Genomic DNA, 18534 nt, shown 5'->3' on the forward strand with positions numbered 1-18534 from the left:
AGGTGGAGCCGGCGATCTTCTTCATCGGCCTGCAGCCCCACACCCACCTGGAGCAGTACGGCTTTGACCAGGGCCTGATCAAGCCTGGCTACAACCCGATGAGCATGATGCCTTGGACGGCCCGCCAGCTGCTCTGGAACCCCGAGCCTATGGGCAGCACCTTCGGCCGCATCTGCCTGGAGGCCTTTGAGCGCAACCCGGGCGACTTTGGTCGCACGGTGATGGATTTGCTCGAGCGCGACTACGGTCTCGCCCCCTTGGAGGAGGCCTTGCATGCGCAGGTGGAGGGGCGCAAAGCCCTGGCTACGGCGACCCGTTAGCGCCGTTCCACCAGCGGCGGCGCACCCAGAGAAGGGCGCCTAGGCCGATCCAGCCGATCAGGCCGCCGATTGGGTTTATGTCGCTGCCACCAGGCCCCACCCACCAGGCCGGAGCCGCTTGGGTGATCTGGAGCAGGCCCTTTTGCACCAGAAACCAACCCCCCACCAGGCCGCCATGGAGGCCAATCGCTCCCCACAGGCTGCCCGCGTCGGCACGGCGCTGCAGGGCCAGCACCAGACCCAAGATCATTAGGCCCCCCAGCAGCCCCAGGCCCTCGAGCCCTGGGGCCCGATACCAGGGGTGCAGCAGGGCGAAGATCAGGGCCTGCAAAAGCATTGCCCTGCGGGCGCCGAATTGCAGCTCAAGCTCACCCCATAGCCAGCCTCGAAACAGGAGCTCTTCGGCAAATCCCACCCCCGCCAGCAGCAGCAGGCCATTGAGCAGCAGGGCGCCATTGAGCTCGCCCAGCCACCGGGCTTGCCCCGCCAGCATCAAGCCTGCGCTCACCAGCGCCAGCAACAGCAAGGCCTTGAGCAGGCCCCGCACCCCGCTGCGCAGGGCCAGGGCGCCCGGCACAGCCAATCCCAGGCGCTGCCAGGGATGGGGCTCCTGCCAAACCCGTTTCAGCCTCAGGGGCAGGCTGATCAGCAGCAGGATCAGGGCCACCACCAGGCCCGCCAGATCCACCTGGTCTGGGCGCCAGCTGGGGGTAACCAGGGCTAGGGGCCGGGCCACCAGCCAGCCGGCCAGGTAGAGCAGGGGCACATACAACAAAGTTCCCCACCAGTGGGGCCTCACTTCTGGGTTGGCTGCCGCTTTGGCTGCCGTCTTGGCTGCCCCAGCAGTCGGTTCCATCAGCTTTCCGGCTCGAGGCTGCTGCTGAGGCCTTTGGCCTTCAGGGTTTCGCAGTAAAACTCGGCGGGCTCCAGATCACAGACGATCACCAGGCCTACGCCGGTGTTGTGGGCTTCCAGCATCACCGCAATGGCGTCCTGCTCACTGAGTGAGGGCACCACCTGGCGCAGGGTGGTCACCACGAATTCCATCGAGTTGACCGGATCGTTGTGGAGCAGCACCTTGTAGCGGGGTGAAGGCTTGCGCACCCGCTCCGGGGCCTTCTCCATCACGGCTGCCCCGCCGCTTTCGCGGCTGGGGCTCTGGGTGGCGACGAAGGGGTGTCTGCTGGCGGCGCAAATGTGGTGAGACTTGACCATGACCGTCAACTTAAGGAAAAGGCAAACTGCGATCGGCTTCCCGTGAATGCCGGGGGCCCCGGCACGTATCCAGATCCCCATGGTAGGCAAGGGCTGAGCCTGGGGAGAGCGGCTTATGGCTGCTGCGCAGGTCGGCCATAACCATTCGTGTCGCTGTCGCGAGCAGCACAGTGAAGAAGGCTGCGAAGCCCAGGTGTGGGGCTCTGCGATCAATGGCGGAAACCGTAGAAACACGGAGGCCTCGATAGTAGTACAGGCGTACCGTTGGCTGGTCGGGCTTGGGCGCTCTCGTTACGCTGATACAACTCGAAAGTCTCTCAGCGCTGCCTGGATTGGGGCCGCGGCCCCGGCTGCTGGATCGTCAAGGCTGGTCAACGCTTCTGGCCGGCGCGCTGCTCCTACTCATCTCGTTCACTTCGAGCTACGGCGATGACAACCTCTTCCACTTCGGCCGCCTCAAAACCGCAGACCAGATCGGAGTATGTCTCCACCTTGCCGCCCTGGCGGCGCTTGCTGGCGACGTTCAATTGGCGTCCCGTCTACGACATCGAGCAGCGAACGAAGCAGCTCAGGATCGAATCGCTCGAAAGCGAAAAGCGCTTGAAGTTGCTGCAGGAGAGCAACGCCAGAATCGCGCGCTTCGAGCAGGAGCTCTTTTCCTCCTCGAGCCAAGCCCCCTCCACCGGCGATTCCTCGCCTACATAGCCACCGAGCTGGCGGGCCCTCCACAAAACGAACAGGCGAGCTGAGGTCTGGTTCACCCAATCGGGGCAACGCCACAGCTCCGCATTTCAGGCTGCCCGGAGCCTCAGCCCTTCAGTGCCCCCTGAATCCGCCCCATTGCCTCCATCACGTTTTCCCGGCTGTTGAAGGCCGAGAGGCGGAAGTAGCCCTCGCCGGCGGCGCCGAAGCCGCTGCCGGGGGTGCCCACCACGTGGGCCTGGCCCAGCAGCAGATCGAAGAAGCCCCAGGAATCCACGCCGGCGGGCGTTTTGATCCACACGTAGGGGGCCTGCTCACCGCCGTATACCGCCAGGCCGGCGGCGGTGAGCTCGCGGCGGATGATCGCGGCGTTCTCCATGTAGAAGGCAACCAGAGCCTGCACCTGGGCCTGGCCCTCGGCGGAATACACCGCTTCGGCGCCCCGCTGCACGATGTAGCTCACCCCGTTGAACTTGGTGCACTGGCGCCGGTTCCACAGGCCCCAGAGCTCCACGCGCTCGCCATTGGCGGCGGTGCCCATCAGCCCCCGGGGCACCACGGTGAGGGCGCAGCGGGTGCCGGTGAAGCCGGCGTTCTTTGAGAAGGAGCGGAACTCGATCGCGCACTCGCGGGCCCCCTCGATTTCATAGATGGAGTGGGGCAGATCAGGGTCCTGGATGAAGGCCTCGTAGGCGGCATCGAACAGGATCAGGGCGCCGTTGGCGCGGGCGTAATCGACCCAGGCTTGCAGCTGCGCCTTGGTGGCTACAGCGCCGGTGGGGTTGTTGGGGAAGCAGAGGTAGATCAGATCCACCGGTTCGCTCGGGATCTCGGCGGTGAAACCGTTCTCGGCGTTGATGGGTAGGTAGGTGAGGCCGCCGTACTGGCCGCCGTCATCGGCGTCGCCGGTGCGCCCCGCCATCACGTTGCTGTCCACATACACCGGATACACCGGGTCGGTCACGGCGATGCGGTTGTCCGGCCCCAGGATGTCGAGGATGTTGGCGCTGTCGCACTTGCTGCCATCGGAGACGAAGATCTCCTCGGCGCTGATCGAGCAGCCGCGGGCCTGTAAATCGTGTTTCGCAATCGCCTCCCGCAGCCAGAGATACCCCTGCTCCGGGCCATAGCCGCGGAAGCCCTCGCGGTTGCCCATCTCATCGATGGCCGCCTTCATGGCGTTGCGGCAGGCCTCTGGCAGCGGCTCGGTGACGTCACCTATGCCCAGGCGGATGACCTGTGCTTCGGGGTTGGCCTCAGTGAAGGCCTTCACCCGCCGGGCGATCTCTGGAAACAGGTAGCCAGCCTTGAGCTTGAGGTAGTTGCCGTTGACCTGAACCATGGTGCGCGGGTTGGGCCGCCGCCGGGCCCGGTGAGTGGTGGGGCGATTGTCCTATGCGGCGGATTTGGCTTACGCTGGTAAGCAGGCCTGTGGTCGCTCTCGTGGATGCTCTTCTTACCCTCTCCTCCAAGGGTCAGCTGGTGATTCCAGCCCGGCTGCGCCAGCTGCTCGGGCTGCGCGCCGGCGATCGCCTGGCTCTGACCCTGGAGTCCGATGGCCTCCATCTGGCGCCCCAGGGGCCTGCCAAAGCGTCGAGTGCCCATGCGCTGATTGGTGCGGCGCACTATGGGGGTGAGCCTGTGCCGCTCGAGCGCATGGATCCGGCGCTCTATGCCTCCAAGGGAACGCCATGACCCTGCCGGTGGCCCTCGACACCAACCTGCTGGTGCGCCTGCTCACCAACGACGACCCGGAGCAGGCACGCTGCGTGGCCGATCTGATCGACGCCAGCTCGGCCTGTTTCGTGCCGATCACCGTGGTGCTGGAGCTGGAATGGGTTCTGCGCGGCGCCTACCAACTGCCCCGGGAGTCGATCATCCGTGCCTTCCGCGGCTTGATCGCGATCCGCCATCTGCAACTGGAGCAGGAGCAGCAGGTGTTGCAGGTCCTTGAGGCCTACGGCCGGGGCCTGGATTTCGCCGATGCCCTGCATCTGCTGCGCAGTGAGGGCTGCGCGGCCCTGGTCAGCTTCGATCGCGCCTTCGCGGCCAAGGCCGGTGAGCTGGCGCTCACCCCCGCGGTGCGGCAGCTCTGAGTTCGCTGCCGCCAGCCTCCAGGGGCGGTTGCACCCAGATGCCCGGGCGAATCTCGAAGCTCGTTTCCACCGGGGCGATCAGTGAGGCCTGCTCCGGTTGGAGCTGCTCCACCAGCTCATGGAAGCCGCGGGAGAGCTTCGGTGCCTTGGAGAGCTTGATTTCATAGACCCGCCGGCGCTGGCCCCGCTCCAGCACCAGGTCGAGTTCGGCCCCGTGGCCGGTGCGCAGGAAATGGGGACGCCAGCGGGGATGGGCGGCGATCAGCTGCTCGATCACGAAACCCTCCCAGCTCTCACCGGCCTGCGGGTGGGCCAGCAGATCGTCGTAGCTCTCGATGCCGAGCAGGTTGTGCAGCAGGCCGCTGTCGCGCAGGTAGAGCTTGGGCGAGCGCACCAGCCTCTTGCTCAGGTTGGCCTCCAGCGGCGGTAGACGCCGCAGCATGAAGCTGTGCTCCAGCGCCGCCAGCAGCTTCTGCAACCGGGCGCTGCTGAGATCCAGCAGGCCCGCTAGTCGGCTGGCATTGAGGGTTTGCCCCTGGAGGTGGGCCAGCAACCGCCACAGCCGCTCCATCAATGGCAGCGGCAGCCCTAGCTCCAGGGCGGCGATGTCGCGGCCCAGGAAGGTGCGGATGAAATCCTCGCGCCAGTCGATGCTGTCTTCGTCTGCGTTAGCCAGCAGGCTCTCGGGGAAGCCGCCGCGCAGCCACAGCTGCTGCCAGCGAATGGCGGGGGCCACTTCGCTCAGCAGAAACGGGGTGAGCTCCACCTGGGCGATGCGGCCGGCCAGGCTTTCCTGGCTCTGGTGCAGCAGCGGGCCGGAGGCCGAGCCCAGCAGCAGGAACCGCCCGGGCCGGCGATCTCGGTCGATTTCGGCGCGCAGCAGACTGAAAAAGTCTGGCAGTAGCTGGATCTCGTCGAGGCACACCAGGTCGCGGCGGTGGGCCTCGAAGAACAGCTCCGGTTCCTGCAGGCGGGCTCGATCGCTCCGGTCCTGCAAGTCGAGCAATACGGCATCACCGCGCTCGGCCAATAGTTGGCGCGCCAGCGTTGATTTGCCGCACTGCCGGGGTCCCAGCAGCAGTGCTGCCGGCGCCCGGTTCAGGGCCTTGCTGAGCGCCAGCTGGGCTTGCCTGGGCAAATAACCGTGCATTTCTGCAGTATAAGTTGCAAATTGCACGGTTATTGCCAGTGTTGCGGACGCTGCATACGATTGAGCTCTTGCCTGCCGTCGGCACCTGTGACCGTTGCCACCTCGGCTGATGCGCCCGTCGACTTTGACGCCCTGGTGGATCTGGGCATCAGCAAGCCCGCCCGCTACCTGGGCAATGAGCTGGGGGTGCAGCCGCGTGACTGGGAGGCCGACTGGCAGGCGGTAGGGGTGCGCTGGGCGCTCACCTACCCCGAGGTCTACGAGGTGGGGGCCAGTAACAGCGGCCACATCATTCTCTATTCGATCCTCAATGCCGTTCCCGGCCAGCTGTGCGACCGCAGCTATCTGCCGGCGCCGGATCTGGCCGCCCGCCTGCGCGAGCGCGGCGCGCCCCTGTTTGCGGTTGAGAGCCGGCGGCCGCTGGCCGCCTTCGACATCCTGGGCTTCTCGCTCAGCTACGAACTGGGCGGCACCAACATCCTCGAGATGCTGGAGCTGGCCGGCATCCCGATCCGGGCGGCCGATCGCGGCGACCTGCCCCTGGCTCACCCGGATGCGCCACCGCTGATCTTTGCCGGCGGCCCCACCGCCACCAGCAACCCGGAGCCCTTCGCCGCCTTCTTCGACTTCGTGGCCCTCGGCGATGGCGAGGAGCTGCTGCCGGAGATCGGCCTGGTGGTGGCCGAGGGCCGTGCCGCCGGCCTCAGCCGCCGGGCGCTGCTGAAGGATCTGGCCCAGGTGCCAGGGGTATATGTGCCCAGCCTCTATGGGCCCGGCGCCGATGGGGTGAGCATCGAGCCGCTCGAACCAGGCGTCCCGGCCCGGATTCAGCGGCGCACCGCCACGCCCATGCCCCACTACGCCATGGGCCTGGTGCCCCACATCGAAACGGTGCACGACCGGCTCACGGTGGAGATTCGCCGCGGCTGCACCCGCGGCTGCCGCTTCTGCCAGCCCGGCATGCTCACCCGACCCGCCCGCGACGTGGAGCCCGAAGCCGTTATCGAAGCTGTGGAAGAGGGTATGGGCCGCACCGGTTACGCCGATTTCTCGCTGCTGTCCCTGAGCTGCTCCGACTACCTGGCCCTGCCCGCCGTCGGCGTTGAGCTGCGCAACCGTCTTGCTGACAAAAATGTTTCCCTGACCCTGCCCAGCCAGCGGGTGGATCGCTTCGACGAGAACATCGCCCACATCCTGGGCGGCACCCGCAAGGCCGGCCTCACCTTTGCGCCGGAGGCCGGCAGCCAGCGCCTGCGCGACATCGTCAATAAGGGGCTCACTGACGCCGAGCTGCTGGCCGGCGTGCGTACGGCGATGGAGAACGGCTATCGCAAATTGAAGCTGTATTTCATGATCGGGCTGCCGGGGGAAACCGATGCCGATGTGCTCGGGATCGCCGATACATGCCAGGCCCTGCAGCGGCAGTGCGGCGATCTGGGCCGGCTCGAGCTGAATCTCACGATCAGCAATTTCACGCCCAAACCCCACACGCCCTTCCAGTGGCACAGCGTCAGCACCGATGAATTCAGGCGGCGTCAGGAATTGCTCCGAGGCGCCCTGCGCCAGTTGCGCGGCCTCAAGACCAACTTCACCGACGTGCGGCTTTCGGCGATCGAAGACTTCATCGGCCGCGGCGATAGGCAGCTGGCCCCGGTGATCGAGGCCGCCTGGCGCGCCGGCGCCGGCCTGGATGCCTGGTTTGAATCGGCCGAGCGCAGCTATGCCGCCTGGACCGGGGCGATCGAGGCGGCCGGCCTTGGCGGCCGCTACCGCCAGCTGGAGCTGGGCGCCTGGAGCGCCACTGAGGCCATGGCGGCGGCGGCTCTGGAGGCCTTCTGCCGCCAGAGCCTGCCCTGGGACCACATCGATTCGGGGCTCGAGAAACGCTGGCTGGCGGAAGATCTGCAACGGGCCCTGGCGGCGGCGGTGGTGCCCGATTGCTCCTTCGCCGGCTGCAGCAGCTGCGGCGTATGCGGGCCCGAGCTGGGCCACAACGTGGTGATCCCGCCGCCGCCCATCCCGCCGGCCCAGCCCCAGCGGGCCCCCGCCAGTGAGCGGGTGGACCGGCTGCGGATCGGCTTTGCCAAAACCGGCTCCCTGGCGCTGATCAGCCACCTCGACACCCTGCGGATGCTGGAGCGGGCCCTGCGCCGTTCCGGCCTGCCGGTGAGTTTCAGCGGCGGCTTCCACCCCTTGCCGCGGTTGCAGCTTGCCTTGCCCTTGCCCTTGGGGGTGGAGGGTCTCGGCGAGTGGCTCGACCTGGAGTTCACCGAGCAGGTAGATCCGGCGCTGGTGCGGGCCCGGCTGCAGCCCCAGTTGCCAGCTGAATTCCAGTTGCTGTCTGCCTGGCAGGTGCCGGTGTTTGGAGTGAGCCTCTCCCAGGAGCTGGAGGCGGCGCATTGGGACTTTGTTCTGCAGCCCCAGGCCGGGGCACCTTTGACGCCCCAGCAGTGGCAGCAGGCCCGTAGCGCCCTGCTGGCCGCCCAGACCCTGGCCTGGCAGGACACCGATAAGAAAGGGCGGCCCCGCAGCCGCGATTGCCGGCCTTTTCTGCTGGATTTGGTGATCGCAGAGTTGTTCCCCGATGGCCCGGCGGCTTTCGATCTGCGGGCGGCAGTTGATAGCTCTGGCCGGAGCCTGAGGCCTGAGCAGCTGCAGCATTGGCTCGGTGAGCTGCTCGGTCAGCCGTTGACCGTCACGGCCCTGCGCCGCAGGGCCGTGCTCCTCAAGCCCGTGCTAACCTTCAACCAAGGCGATTAGCTAGTTGAACCCGACGCTTCTCGGGTCACCAAGGCTGCCGGTAGCCAGATTCATTGGTTTCACCGCCCCAGGGCATATTTGCCCCAGTATTCGCCCCACTGCTTTCAAGGAGACGATTCCTGAAAGCTGTTCCGCGGCAGTTGATGCGCGGCTGATTCAGAACAGCATTTTCAGCAACAATTTTGCTAGGGCGTTCGGCCCCTGCCGCCGCCCCTCGATTTAAGGGCTTCGCTACAGCCCAACTGCTACAGCCAACTGCTACAGCCCAACTGTTTTTGTTGTCCAGCTTGTTTGCACTACAACTGAAGCTGTCTTCGGTTTTTCTATCCCTTGGTAGGCCCAGATGGGCCAAATTCCTTACCCCATGTCCCAGCAGATCGTCATTGCCGAGCAACTGCGGATCGCCGCGGTTCTCAACGATGAACGGGTAGATGAACTGGTAGTAGCCCAGGGCCGCTACCAAATCGGAGATGTCTATCTCGGCACCATTGAAAACGTCTTGCCCGGTATCGATGCCGCCTTTGTAAACATCGGCGAAAGCGAGAAAAACGGCTTCATCCATGTCACCGATCTGGGCCCCTTGCGGTTGCGCAAGGGTGCGGCCGGCATCACCGAGTTGCTGGAGCCGCGCCAGAAGGTGCTCGTGCAGGTGATGAAGGAGCCCACCGGCACCAAGGGCCCCCGTCTCACAGGCAATTTGGCTCTGCCGGGGCGCTTTCTGGTGCTCCAGCCCCACGGCCAGGGTGTCAACATCTCCCGCCGCATTGATGGCGATAACGAGCGCAATCGCCTCCGGGCTCTTGGTGTGTTGATCAAGCCCCCGGGGGCTGGGCTGTTGATCCGCACCGAGGCTGAGGCCGTCAGCGAAGAGCTGCTGATTGATGATCTCGAGGCCCTGCTGCGCCAGTGGGAGGGCATCCAGACCGCCGCCGAGACTGCCAGCCCTCCGGTGCTGCTGAACCGGGACGAAGATTTTGTCCACCGGGTGCTGCGCGATCTCTACAGCCCTGATCTGGTACGGGTGGTGGTTGATACCCCCGAAGCAGTGGCCCGGGCCAATGCCTTTCTGGGCTCAGATCACACCAACGTCCTAGTCGAGGCCCATGGCGAATCGGCCGAAATCCTCGAGCATTTCAAAGTAAATGCGGCAATTCGCGATGCCCTCAAGCCGCGAGTTGATCTGCCTTCAGGCGGGTACGTGATCATCGAGCCCACCGAGGCGCTCACCGTCATCGATGTCAACTCAGGCTCCTTCACGCGCTCGGCCAACGCCCGCGAGACCGTGCTCTGGACCAACTGTGAGGCATCGGTTGAGATCGCCCGTCAGTTGAAACTGCGCAACATCGGTGGGGTGGTGATCATCGATTTCATCGATATGGAGTCGCGCCGCGACCAGTTGCAGCTGCTTGAACACTTCACCCAGGCCGCCCGGGATGATTCGGCCCGGCCCCAGATCGCCCAGCTCACCGAGCTCGGTCTGGTGGAGCTCACCCGCAAGCGCCAGGGCCAGAACATCTATGAATTGTTTGGTCGCGCCTGCCCTAGCTGTGGTGGGCTGGGCCATGTGGCGGTGCTGCCTGGCATGGACACACTCCAGCCCTTGGCCAGCGTGGCTGGCCTGGTGCGCTCAGCCGCATCGGCTCGGGCTGAAGTCGCGAGCCCGGCGACTGCTGGCGAGGCCAGCGGCGGCCGCCGCCGTCGCGGGGGCCGCGGGGGCCGCGGCAGCACTGAATTGGTGGAGGCGAATGCCAGCTCTGAAGCCTTTGAATCCTCCGCAGAGGAGGCTCCCCGGGCGCCCAGCCCCGCCAGCATCGAGCCTGCTCCGCGTCGCTTCGACCAAGAGATCATTGCCGTCCCCATGGATGCCGATCAGGAGCTGGTGTTCGGCTGGATGGGTCTGAACCCGGCCCTGCTGCTTGACCAGCCCCCCAGTGGTGACAACGTCGTTGTGCGGGTGGTCCGTCCTGGCTTGGATGCCGAGCTGGTGCTCGAGGAGGCGCGGCAACAGCTGGCGGCAAGCGGAACCCGCCGCCGCCGCGGTCGGGGTGGTCGCGGTGGTGCTGGGCTGACCTCCCAAGAACAGTCCGGCGAGGAGCCGGGCGCTGAGGCCCCGGTCCAGATTCGCGCCCAGCGGGATTTGCCCGCCATGGTTGAGATCACACCCCTGCCGGAGGCGCATCAGCCGGAAACGGTGGTCACCGTTTCAGTGCCCACCGTTGTGAGTATTGCTCCTCCCGAGGTGGAGCTGCCGGCCCGCCGGGGACGCACCCGCAGCTCGGCGGCCAGCAATGGGTCCAAACCTGCCGCTGCCAAAGCCACACTCGCCGTTGCCGAGCCCGAGCTGGACGAAGCCGGCGAGCCCCGCCGCCGCCGCCGTCGCTCATCTGCCCCCACCTGATTGATGTTGACGGATCCCTGGCAGGGCAGGGATCCCCTCGCCTGTGCCGGGGTGGATGAGGTGGGTCGGGGCAGCCTGTTTGGTCCGGTCTTCGCCGGCGCCGTGGTGTTAGGGCAGCCCTGCCTCGCGCCGCTCGCCGCAGTGGGCCTCACCGACAGCAAAAAGCTCACTGCGCGGCGGCGCGCAGATCTGGTGCCCACCATCCACAACCTGGCCGATGCCTGGGCCCTGGGCCAGGCTTCAGCAGCTGAGATCGACCGCCATGGCATTCGAGTTGCCACCGAGTGGGCCATGCTTCGCGCAGTTCAGAAGTTGCCCCGGCCTCCCCAGCTGCTGCTGGTGGATGGGGTGTTACCCCTGCGGTGCTGGAGCGGGGAGCAGGTCACCCTGGTGCGCGGCGACAGCCACTGTCTGGCGATCGCGGCGGCCAGCGTGCTGGCCAAGCAGGCCCGTGACGGCTTGATCGGCGAGCTGGCCAAGAGCTATCCGGGCTATGGCCTAGAGCGCCATGCGGGCTATGGCACGGCCCAGCACCGCCAGGCCCTCCAGGACTTAGGGCCCACGCCCCTGCACCGGCTCAGCTTTCTGAGTCGGGTTGTCCCCTGTGCTCCTGGCACCAGAGCTGGAAGTCCTTGATCAGCTGGTCTCTCACCCGCCCCTTGATTCCCAGCAGGATGCCAGCCAGCAGGGACTGGCCCGTGCGTTCGAGCACCTTGGCAGGAATCAGTTTGAGCAGGGGGGGTTGGCTCACTGCCACCGCCAACGTGGCCTGGCCCTCCAGCCCTGCTGCTCCTGCCGTGAGCCAGGAGCCCAGGGTCAGTTGAAAATCATCCACCAGGCCCAGCCCCTCCAGTTCGCATTCGCTGGATTCCAGCAGCAGCTTTCCCGCTGCCAGGCTCGTGCGCAGGGTGACCACCGGATGGATCTCCAGCTTGAACACCTGCAGGTGGGTGACGGAGTAGCGGTAGTGGCCGGGCTCGAGGGCTTTGAGTTGGCTGGGGTCGAACAGAGCCCTGACCACCCGGTCTGTCTGGGTTAGGTAGGAGGCCAGCCGGTCGGGTTGGTCGCTTACGGCGAGTTGAAGTTCTTGACTGGCGCTAAAGGCCAGGGGCATGGCCTGCGGGCCGGCGCGGCATGATCCTATCGGCCCGGTTGGGTTGCCTTTCCTCAGTTTTTGCAAACGATGCGTTTTGCCTTTCTCGGCCCGGTTGGTACCTATGGCGAGCAAGCGGCCCGGCAGCTGGCTGAGCTGGAGGAGGTGGCCAGGCCTGAGTTGGTGCCCCAGTCGGGGATCCGGGCCGTCGTACAGGCCCTGGCCCACGGCAGTTGTGATGCGGCGGTCGTGCCGGTTGAGAACTCGGTTGAGGGCGGGGTTACCTCCTGCCTCGACTCTCTCTGGGAACACCCGGATCTCACGGTGGCCCGGGCCCTGGTGTTGCCGATTCGCCATGCCCTACTTGGGAGTGGCCCGATCGAGGGGGTCAGCGAGGTGCTCTCCCATCCCCAGGCCCTGGCCCAGTGCAGTCAGTGGCTTGCCGATCACCTGCCCCGGGCCCTGCAGCTGCCCACCAGCTCCACGGCCGAGGCGGCCCGGCTGGTGGCTGGCAGCCGCTTCCGGGCGGCGATCGCCTCCCAGCAGGCCGGCGGGGAGCATGGGCTGTTGGAATTGGCCTATCCGATCAATGACGTGCCGGGCAACTGCACCCGTTTCCTGCTGCTGCGTCGGGCACCCCGCTCCCTCCACGGCCCAATGGCCAGCCTGGCCTTCTCGATGCACTCCAACAAGCCTGGGGCCCTGCTCGAGGCTTTGGCCTGTTTCGCCCAGCGGGGCCTCAACATGAGCCGGATCGAGTCGCGTCCTTCGAAACGGGAGATGGGCGAATACATCTTTTTTGTGGATCTGGAGCTGCCTGAGGGCTCCGCTCCGCTCGAGCATGCCCTGGAAGGATTGCGGCCCCTCTGCGCCCATCTGGCCCTGTTCGGCGCCTATCCGATCACCAATCTCAGTTAGGTGGGCTTGCTGCTGCGGAACACCCCAAACTGCATCAGCCCTGTGGCAAAGGCCCAGTGCATCAACAGGATGGTGGGTGTTTCGCGCAGGCCCTGCAGCACCGCCTTGGGCCCCAGGCCCAGAATCGCCCCGGGCCGGCGCACCCCCTCAGCAATCGAATCGATCCAGGATGGCAGGGTGGCCTGGCTCCAGTCGCCGGTTTCGATCGCCATGGCGGCGGCATGGGGGCTCTGCTGGAGGTGCTGCTGCAGGCCGCCAATGGTGGCGAATTCAGGATGGGCCCACTGCTCCAGCAGCTGGCGCATCACCCAGCGCTCCACCCTGCCCATGGGGCCATCGCGCCGGTTCCAGTCAGCCACGGCCAGCAGGCCCCCCGGTTTGAGCACCCGCAGGAGCTCGTCGGCATAGCGCTGCTTGTCGGGCATGTGGGGGCAGGCCTCCACACTCCAGACAGCGTCAAAACTGGCGTCAGGCAACTCCAGCGCCAGGGCATCCATCACGGCAAAGCGGCAGCTCAGCCCCGCTGGGGTCAGGGAGCGGGCCCGTTCGATCTGGGCAGGGCTGATGCTGATCCCCACCACCTTGAAGCCGTAGTCGCGGGCCAGGATTCGGGCGCTGCCGCCGATGCCGCAGCCCACATCCAGCAGCGTTGATCCGGGCGGAAGCTGGTCTAGAGCGCTCCAGCGCACCAGCTCATGCACGAAGGCCGCTTTGGCGGCTCGGAAATCCTGGCGCTGGTGGTGGCCTGGAGCTGATTTTTGGTAGTAGCCCAGGTGGATGTGGTCGCCCCAGAGGCGCTCCAGCAGCCGGTCGGTGGTCCAGCGGTCGTAGGCCGCGGCAACGCTGGCTGCCGATTCGTAGCGGCGCCGCTGCCTCAGCCAGAGGCCGGCCGCCAGGGCCAGGATTCCGGCGCCAAGGATTGTGGCCAGGGGCCAGCTGGGAGGGAGCATCAAACCGGGAGCCGGTGCTGGAGGGTTATTGGGGTTGGAAGGTGTCCTTGAGCACGGTGCGGGCAGCCAGTTGCCGGCGGGTCTGGTCGAGCAGCTCGTATTCCTGGCGCAGCCGCTCGCTGGTGTCGGTGATCTCCAGCAGGGCTTGTTGGTGGTCGGCAACCGGGCCGCCCAAGTGGGCTCCGATCCAGAAGGACAGCTCCCTGGGCAGGTCGGGCAGATCGCTAGGCAAGGTGGTGGGCTTGCCGATCAGCTTGCCGGTGAGCTCCACCACATCGCGCAGGGCCTGGGTCACTTCACCGCTGAGGGTCTCCAGTTCGGCGTGGCTGGCTGCGGGCTCATCTTCGATCCAGCTGACCAGGCCTATCCGGAAGGGGGCCTCCCGCACAATCTCGAGAACCCTGAAGCGCTGCTGGCCCATGGTGACAACGTTGCTGCGATCGTCGTCCTGGGTTTGGCAGTGCAGGATTTCGGCGCAGCAGCCCACCGCTGCCATGGCCTGGGTCTGGGGATCCCAGCGCACCACACCGAAGCGTTGGTCGCCTGCCATGGCCGTGCGCAGCAGCATCCTGTAGCGGGGCTCGAAGATGTGGAGCGGCAGCACTTCCTGGGGGAAGAGCACCACATCGGGCAGTGGAAACAGCGGCAGCTCCCGCACGGCCAGTTCGCCCATGGCTTGATCAGGAGTGTCAAACCATCCTATAAAAATCTGCCGGGCGCCGGGGCGTGCGTCTCAGAGCTTGACTTCGATGTCAACTCCGCTGGGCAGATCCAGCTTCATCAGGGCGTCGATTGTTTTGGCGGAGGGGCTGTAGATATCGATGATGCGGCGGTGGGTACGGGTTTCGAAGTGCTCCCTCGAATCCTTGTCCACGTGAGGAGAGCGCAGCACGCAATAAATCTTGCGCTTGGTGGGCAGGGGGATGGGGCCGATTGCCGTGGCGGCGGTGTGATCGGCGGTTTCGATGATTTTTTCGCAGGAGAGATCCAGCATGCGGCGATCAAAGGCCTTCAGGCGGATCCGAATCTTCTGCTGGGCGATGGCTGTGGACATGTTTAATCGGGCGTTCGGTTAGCCCCAGAGCCGCAGGCCCTGGTGGCAGCAATGGATGGGTTGTCGAGGTGCGCTGAAAAGGGGTGGGTCCCGTGGGCCCACCCCAGTCAACTTAGCTCAGGGTCAGGCCAGGATCTTGGACACCACGCCAGCACCGATGGTGCGGCCGCCTTCGCGAATGGCGAAGCGCATGCCCTGCTCGATGGCCACCGGGCAGATCAGTTCCCCGGTCATCTTGATCCGGTCTCCCGGCATCACCATTTCCACATTGGCGCCGTCGTCCGAGGTGAAGGCAGTGATCTGGCCGGTCACGTCGGTGGTACGAATGTAAAACTGGGGGCGATAACCAGCGAAGAAAGGGGTGTGGCGACCACCTTCTTCCTTCTTCAACACATAAACCTCGCCCTCAAACTTGGTGTGGGGCTTGATCGAGTTGGGCTTGACAAGCACCATGCCACGCTCGATGTCTTCTTTCTGCACGCCGCGCAGCAGCAGGCCCACGTTGTCGCCAGCCATGCCTTCGTCAAGCAGCTTGCGGAACATTTCCACACCGGTGACGGTGGTTTCGCGGGTGTCTTTGATGCCGACGATTTGCACCGTCTCACCCACCTTGACCTTGCCGCGCTCGATCCGGCCGGTGGCCACGGTGCCACGACCGGTGATCGAGAACACGTCTTCAACTGCCATCAGGAAGGGCTTGTCGATTTCCCGTTCTGGCTCGGGGATCGACTCATCCACGGCATCCATCAGATCGAGGATCTTGTCGACCCACTCGTCAGCACCACGGACTGCTTTGTTGCCAGCCTGGATGTACTCCAGCGCTTTGAGAGCAGAACCTGCCACCACGGGGATGTCATCGCCGGGGAAGTCGTAATTGCTGAGCAATTCACGCATTTCCAGCTCAACCAGCTCGAGGATCTCCTCGTCGTCGACCATGTCCTTTTTATTGAGGAATACCACCAGGGCTGGCACACCAACTTGCTTGGCGAGAAGGATGTGCTCTTTGGTTTGGGCCATGGGGCCGTCGGTGGCAGCCACCACCAGGATGGCGCCATCCATTTGGGCAGCACCGGTGATCATGTTCTTGACATAATCCGCGTGGCCCGGGCAGTCAACGTGGGCGTAGTGACGCTTTACGGTTTCGTACTCGACGTGGGCCGTGTTGATGGTGATACCCCGCTCTTTCTCTTCAGGGGCACCATCAATTTCATCGTAGGCCTGGGCCTTTGCCATGCCCTGGGATGCCAACACGTTGGTGATGGCAGCCGTCAGAGTGGTTTTACCGTGGTCAACGTGGCCAATGGTGCCAATGTTGACGTGGGGTTTGTTCCTTTCGAACTTCTCGCGTGCCATGAGTAGAAAGAATCGGGGGGTTTAGGGTGGGGGAAGATCAGGAATTGCCCTGATTCTTGGAGATGATGGCTTCGGCCACATTGCGAGGAACTTCCTCGTAATGGCTGAACTCCATCGAGAAGATACCCCGACCCTGGGTCATGGATCGGAGCTGGGTGGCATAGCCGAACATTTCGGCCAGGGGCACTTTCGTCTGGACTTTGGACTGTCCGTTGTCGATGGACTGCCCTTCTACCTGGCCGCGCCGGGAAGAAAGGTCGCCGATGACCGACCCAAGGTAATCCTCGGGGATCTCGACTTCCACCTTCATCATCGGCTCAAGCAGCACTGGGTTGCACTTCTTGACGGCGTCTTTGAAGGCCATGGATCCGGCGATTTTAAACGCCATCTCCGATGAATCGACGTCATGGTAAGAGCCATCGATCATGGTAGCCCTGACGTCGATCATGGGGAAACCCGCAATCACGCCAGACTGGCAGGTCTCCTTCATGCCTGCTTCGGCAGGTCCGATGTATTCCTTGGGAACGATGCCGCCAACAATCTTGTTGACGAATTCGAACCCAGAGCCCGGCTCCCCAGGAGTCATTTCGATCACGACATGGCCGTACTGACCCTTGCCACCGGTTTGACGGGCAAACTTGCCCTCGCCTTTCGAGCTCGAGCGAATGGTTTCCCGGTAGGAGACCTGGGGAGCACCGATATTTGCCTCAACCTTGAACTCCCTGAGCATTCTGTCGACCAGAATCTCCAGGTGTAGTTCGCCCATGCCGGCAATAACCGTTTGGCTGGTTTCCGGATCGGTGGAGACCCTGAAGGTGGGATCTTCTTCTGAAAGAGATTGCAGGGCCTTGGAGAGTTTTTCCATATCCCCCTTGGTCTTCGGCTCAACGGCCACGGAGATCACGGGTTCGGGAATGAAGAGCGATTCGAGAATGATCGGATCGGCTTCAACGCAAAGCGTGTCCCCAGTGGTGGTGTCCTTCAGTCCGAGCACCGCTCCAAGGTCGCCGGCCCGGAGCTCGTCTACTTCCTCGCGATCATCTGCCTTGAGCAGGATCAGGCGGGAGATGCGCTCTTTTTTATCTTTAGTGGAGTTGAGCACGTAGCTGCCCTTGTTAAGAACCCCGGAGTACATGCGCACGAAGGTGAGCTTGCCGTAGGGGTCAGCCATTACCTTGAACGCCAGGGCGCTGAAGGGAGCGCTGTCGTCGCAGGGGCGATTTGATTCCGTGCCATCTGGTAGCAGGCCTGTGATCGGTGGCACGTCCACCGGAGCAGGCAGGTAGTCGACAACGGCGTCGAGCACCAATTGGACACCCTTGTTTTTGAAGGCCGAGCCGCAGACCATTGGCACCATGCCGTGGTGAATGGTGGCGCTGCGGATTCCCTTGACGAGCTGTTCCTCGGTGAGCTCCCCATTCTCGAGGAATATATCAATCAAATCTTCTTCGGATTCGGCTACTGATTCCATCAGCTTGAGGCGCCATTTATCAACCTCATCCTTCATGTCTGCTGGAACTTCTTCCTCGCGGATGTCTGTCCCCAGGTCATTAGTGAAGATAATTGCTTTGTTGCGCACCAGGTCGATAATTCCCTTCAGGTCGCCCTCGGCGCCGATCGGCAGCTGGATGGGGGCAGCATTGGCCTTGAGCCTGTCCTTAATCTGCTCGTAGACCTTTAGAAAGTTGGCCCCAGTTCGGTCCATCTTGTTGACGAACACGATCCTGGGCACGTTATACCGATCGGCCTGGCGCCAGACGGTTTCCGACTGGGGCTGAACGCCACCCACGGCGCAGAAAACTGCCACCACGCCATCCAGCACCCGCATCGAACGCTCAACTTCAATCGTGAAGTCAACGTGCCCGGGGGTATCAATGATATTGATCCGGTTGTCTTTCCAGCTGGTCGAGATGGCGGCAGCCGTAATCGTGATGCCGCGCTCCCGTTCCTGTTCCATCCAGTCGGTGACGGCGGCACCGTCGTGTACCTCACCCATCTTGTGCACCACCCCGGAGTAGAAAAGAATCCGTTCGGTAGTGGTGGTTTTTCCCGCGTCAATGTGGGCGGCGATGCCGATATTTCTGACGCGGTCCAGTGGAAAGGCGCGGGCCACGAGGGAGGTCTCCGAGAGGTCAAAAAAACGAAGGCTCTATTCTACAGAGTGGGTCTGTAGGAGCGATAGAGAAGGGATTTAGTAGCGGTAATGGGCGAAAGCCTTGTTGGCCTCGGCCATTTTGTGAGTTTCCTCCCGCTTGCGCACGGCGCTGCCGGCTTCGTTGGCCGCATCCATGAGCTCACCGGCCAACTTCTGGGCCATGCTGCGGCCGTTGCGGGCCCTTGAGAAGTTCACTAGCCAGCGCAGGGCCATGGCCGTTCCCCGCTCTTGCCGCACCTCCATCGGCACCTGGTAAGTGGCGCCGCCGACCCGCCTTGCCCGAACTTCCACCAACGGGGTGGCATTGCGCACCGCCGTTTCGAAAAGTTCAAGCGGATCGGTGCCGGTGCGCTCGTTGATCATCGAGAAG

Annotated in this window: 18 protein-coding genes and 1 pseudogene; 8 read left to right on the forward strand and 11 right to left on the reverse strand. The window is 64.4% G+C overall.

Features of this window, described 5'->3' with window-relative positions:
- Nucleotides 1-320 (forward strand): annotated as a pseudogene (locus KBZ15_RS04375) (radical SAM protein); the annotation flags it as partial.
- Here the strand turns inward: KBZ15_RS04375 and KBZ15_RS04380 are convergent.
- Both KBZ15_RS04380 and clpS read right to left on the reverse strand, forming a co-directional pair.
- A complete protein-coding gene (locus KBZ15_RS04380) occupies nucleotides 304-1176 on the reverse strand; it encodes a CPBP family intramembrane glutamic endopeptidase (RefSeq protein ID WP_315859848.1) in 873 nt (290 codons plus the stop codon). The pseudogene KBZ15_RS04375 and the gene KBZ15_RS04380 overlap by 17 nt on opposite strands.
- Nucleotides 1176-1445, reverse strand: a complete 270-nt coding sequence (clpS, locus tag KBZ15_RS04385; protein WP_396123400.1) for an ATP-dependent Clp protease adapter ClpS — start codon at nucleotides 1443-1445, stop codon at nucleotides 1176-1178. The genes KBZ15_RS04380 and clpS overlap by 1 nt, the downstream gene beginning before the upstream one ends.
- 519 nt (nucleotides 1446-1964) lie before the next feature.
- Here clpS and KBZ15_RS04390 point away from each other — a divergent pair.
- A complete protein-coding gene (locus KBZ15_RS04390) occupies nucleotides 1965-2240 on the forward strand; it encodes a hypothetical protein (RefSeq protein WP_255013709.1) in 276 nt (91 codons plus the stop codon).
- A 103-nt stretch (nucleotides 2241-2343) separates the two neighbouring features.
- Here KBZ15_RS04390 and KBZ15_RS04395 read toward each other — a convergent pair whose 3' ends face one another.
- Complete coding sequence (locus KBZ15_RS04395) at nucleotides 2344-3579, reverse strand: LL-diaminopimelate aminotransferase (protein ID WP_255013710.1); 1236 nt, start codon at nucleotides 3577-3579, stop codon at nucleotides 2344-2346.
- Between the two features lie 101 nt (nucleotides 3580-3680).
- Here KBZ15_RS04395 and KBZ15_RS04400 point away from each other — a divergent pair, with 101 nt between their 5' ends.
- Nucleotides 3681-3932 carry an AbrB/MazE/SpoVT family DNA-binding domain-containing protein gene (locus KBZ15_RS04400; protein ID WP_255013711.1) on the forward strand — a complete coding sequence of 84 codons (252 nt, stop codon included), beginning with the start codon at nucleotides 3681-3683 and terminating at the stop codon, nucleotides 3930-3932.
- The gene (locus KBZ15_RS04405) at nucleotides 3929-4333 is read left to right on the forward strand and encodes a type II toxin-antitoxin system VapC family toxin (protein WP_255013712.1); all 405 of its coding nucleotides are present in this window, start codon (nucleotides 3929-3931) and stop codon (nucleotides 4331-4333) included. The genes KBZ15_RS04400 and KBZ15_RS04405 overlap by 4 nt, the downstream gene beginning before the upstream one ends.
- Here KBZ15_RS04405 and KBZ15_RS04410 read toward each other — a convergent pair.
- Nucleotides 4308-5483 carry an ATP-binding protein gene (locus KBZ15_RS04410; RefSeq protein ID WP_255013713.1) on the reverse strand — a complete coding sequence of 392 codons (1176 nt, stop codon included), beginning with the start codon at nucleotides 5481-5483 and terminating at the stop codon, nucleotides 4308-4310. The two genes, KBZ15_RS04405 and KBZ15_RS04410, sit on opposite strands and share 26 nt — an antisense overlap.
- Nucleotides 5484-5570: 87 nt before the next feature.
- Here KBZ15_RS04410 and KBZ15_RS04415 point away from each other — a divergent pair, with 87 nt between their 5' ends.
- The 3 genes from KBZ15_RS04415 (at nucleotide 5571) to KBZ15_RS04425 (ending at nucleotide 11277) form a co-directional block, all read left to right on the forward strand.
- Entirely contained in the window at nucleotides 5571-8243 is a 2673-nt protein-coding gene (locus tag KBZ15_RS04415) for a TIGR03960 family B12-binding radical SAM protein (protein WP_255013714.1), read from the forward strand.
- Between the two features lie 364 nt (nucleotides 8244-8607).
- The gene (locus KBZ15_RS04420; RefSeq protein ID WP_255013715.1) at nucleotides 8608-10641 is read left to right on the forward strand and encodes an Rne/Rng family ribonuclease; all 2034 of its coding nucleotides are present in this window, start codon (nucleotides 8608-8610) and stop codon (nucleotides 10639-10641) included.
- Nucleotides 10642-10644: 3 nt separating this feature from the next.
- Nucleotides 10645-11277: a ribonuclease HII gene (locus KBZ15_RS04425; RefSeq protein WP_254930345.1), complete on the forward strand. Its 633-nt coding sequence runs from the start codon at nucleotides 10645-10647 to the stop codon at nucleotides 11275-11277.
- Here the strand turns inward: KBZ15_RS04425 and KBZ15_RS04430 are convergent.
- On the reverse strand, nucleotides 11219-11755 hold the full coding sequence (locus KBZ15_RS04430) for a DUF1997 domain-containing protein (RefSeq protein ID WP_254930346.1): 537 nt from the start codon (nucleotides 11753-11755) through the stop codon (nucleotides 11219-11221). The genes KBZ15_RS04425 and KBZ15_RS04430 overlap by 59 nt on opposite strands.
- Before the next feature lie 69 nt (nucleotides 11756-11824).
- Here KBZ15_RS04430 and pheA point away from each other — a divergent pair, with 69 nt between their 5' ends.
- Nucleotides 11825-12652, forward strand: coding sequence for a prephenate dehydratase (pheA, locus tag KBZ15_RS04435; RefSeq protein WP_255013717.1), 828 nt, complete (start codon nucleotides 11825-11827; stop codon nucleotides 12650-12652).
- Here the strand turns inward: pheA and KBZ15_RS04440 are convergent.
- From KBZ15_RS04440 to rpsG, 6 genes are all read right to left on the reverse strand, one after another.
- The gene (locus tag KBZ15_RS04440) at nucleotides 12649-13602 is read right to left on the reverse strand and encodes a methyltransferase domain-containing protein (protein ID WP_255013718.1); all 954 of its coding nucleotides are present in this window, start codon (nucleotides 13600-13602) and stop codon (nucleotides 12649-12651) included. The two genes, pheA and KBZ15_RS04440, sit on opposite strands and share 4 nt — an antisense overlap.
- Nucleotides 13603-13627: 25 nt before the next feature.
- Complete coding sequence (locus tag KBZ15_RS04445; RefSeq protein WP_254930349.1) at nucleotides 13628-14275, reverse strand: LON peptidase substrate-binding domain-containing protein; 648 nt, start codon at nucleotides 14273-14275, stop codon at nucleotides 13628-13630.
- A gap of 60 nt (nucleotides 14276-14335) precedes the next feature.
- The gene (rpsJ, locus tag KBZ15_RS04450; protein WP_006910513.1) at nucleotides 14336-14656 is read right to left on the reverse strand and encodes a 30S ribosomal protein S10; all 321 of its coding nucleotides are present in this window, start codon (nucleotides 14654-14656) and stop codon (nucleotides 14336-14338) included.
- A 123-nt stretch (nucleotides 14657-14779) separates the two neighbouring features.
- Complete coding sequence (gene tuf / locus KBZ15_RS04455; protein WP_254930350.1) at nucleotides 14780-16009, reverse strand: elongation factor Tu; 1230 nt, start codon at nucleotides 16007-16009, stop codon at nucleotides 14780-14782.
- Between the two features lie 37 nt (nucleotides 16010-16046).
- On the reverse strand, nucleotides 16047-18122 hold the full coding sequence (gene fusA / locus KBZ15_RS04460) for an elongation factor G (RefSeq protein WP_255013720.1): 2076 nt from the start codon (nucleotides 18120-18122) through the stop codon (nucleotides 16047-16049).
- Between the two features lie 78 nt (nucleotides 18123-18200).
- Nucleotides 18201-18534, reverse strand: a 334-nt coding sequence (gene rpsG / locus KBZ15_RS04465; RefSeq protein ID WP_255013722.1) for a 30S ribosomal protein S7, incomplete at its 5' end; no start/stop codon positions are given.

Source organism: Cyanobium sp. BA20m-p-22 (assembly GCF_024346275.1).
GTDB lineage: Bacteria > Cyanobacteriota > Cyanobacteriia > PCC-6307 > Cyanobiaceae > Cyanobium_A.

Coding starts and splice junctions, on each gene's coding strand:
- KBZ15_RS04390 (WP_255013709.1), top strand. CDS start 1,965: ATGACAACCTCTTCCACTTCGGCCGCCTCAAAACCGCAGACCAGATCG.
- KBZ15_RS04430 (WP_254930346.1), bottom strand. CDS start 11,755: ATGCCCCTGGCCTTTAGCGCCAGTCAAGAACTTCAACTCGCCGTAAGC.
- KBZ15_RS04395 (WP_255013710.1), bottom strand. CDS start 3,579: ATGGTTCAGGTCAACGGCAACTACCTCAAGCTCAAGGCTGGCTACCTG.
- KBZ15_RS04405 (WP_255013712.1), top strand. CDS start 3,929: ATGACCCTGCCGGTGGCCCTCGACACCAACCTGCTGGTGCGCCTGCTC.
- pheA (WP_255013717.1), top strand. CDS start 11,825: ATGCGTTTTGCCTTTCTCGGCCCGGTTGGTACCTATGGCGAGCAAGCG.
- KBZ15_RS04380 (WP_315859848.1), bottom strand. CDS start 1,176: ATGGAACCGACTGCTGGGGCAGCCAAGACGGCAGCCAAAGCGGCAGCC.
- clpS (WP_396123400.1), bottom strand. CDS start 1,445: ATGGAGAAGGCCCCGGAGCGGGTGCGCAAGCCTTCACCCCGCTACAAG.
- tuf (WP_254930350.1), bottom strand. CDS start 16,009: ATGGCACGCGAGAAGTTCGAAAGGAACAAACCCCACGTCAACATTGGC.
- KBZ15_RS04440 (WP_255013718.1), bottom strand. CDS start 13,602: ATGCTCCCTCCCAGCTGGCCCCTGGCCACAATCCTTGGCGCCGGAATC.
- rpsJ (WP_006910513.1), bottom strand. CDS start 14,656: ATGTCCACAGCCATCGCCCAGCAGAAGATTCGGATCCGCCTGAAGGCC.
- KBZ15_RS04420 (WP_255013715.1), top strand. CDS start 8,608: ATGTCCCAGCAGATCGTCATTGCCGAGCAACTGCGGATCGCCGCGGTT.
- KBZ15_RS04410 (WP_255013713.1), bottom strand. CDS start 5,483: ATGCACGGTTATTTGCCCAGGCAAGCCCAGCTGGCGCTCAGCAAGGCC.
- KBZ15_RS04445 (WP_254930349.1), bottom strand. CDS start 14,275: ATGGGCGAACTGGCCGTGCGGGAGCTGCCGCTGTTTCCACTGCCCGAT.
- KBZ15_RS04425 (WP_254930345.1), top strand. CDS start 10,645: ATGTTGACGGATCCCTGGCAGGGCAGGGATCCCCTCGCCTGTGCCGGG.